1 protein-coding gene is annotated in these 555 nt (G+C 42.7%); it reads left to right on the top strand.

Annotation, left to right across the window (positions count from 1 at the left end):
- On the top strand, nucleotides 1–555 hold a 555-nt coding region (locus tag GMD1S_RS08860), incomplete at both ends, for an aminotransferase class I/II-fold pyridoxal phosphate-dependent enzyme (RefSeq protein ID WP_000294350.1).

Here is a 555-nt window from a genome sequence, read left to right as displayed (position 1 = left end):
AATCCCCACAATCCTGGTGGACGTGTTTGGGAAAAGGAAGTGTTAGAAAAGATTGGTCATCTCTGCCAAAAACACGGTGTTTTGCTTGTTTCAGATGAGATTCACCAAGATTTGGCCCTCTTTGGTCACAAACACCAGTCATTCAACACCATTGATCCCGCCTTTAAAGACTTTGCCCTTATCCTGAGCAGTGCCACTAAGACCTTTAATATTGCTGGGACAAAGAATTCCTATGCAGTTATTGAAAATCCAAAGCTTCGTGTGGCTTTCCAAAAACGCCAGTTGGCCAATAACCAACATGAAATCTCAGGCTTGGGGTATTTGGCGACAGAAGCTGCCTACCGTTATGGTAAGGACTGGTTAGGAGAACTAAAAGAAGTTATCGAGGACCACATTAACTATGTAGTGGATATTTTGGGCAACGAAACCAAGATTAAGGTCATGAAACCACAAGGAACTTACTTGATCTGGCTTGATTTTTCAGCCTATGATCTAACGAATGACCGCTTGCAAGAGCTTTTGAAGAATGAAGCCAAGGTTATCTTGAACCGAGGT

Origin of the sequence: Streptococcus sp. GMD1S (genome assembly GCF_000296875.1) — a bacterium.
Taxonomy (GTDB): domain Bacteria; phylum Bacillota; class Bacilli; order Lactobacillales; family Streptococcaceae; genus Streptococcus.
Note: the sequence above shows the minus strand (reverse complement) of the source record. Positions and strands in the feature narration are given on the sequence as shown.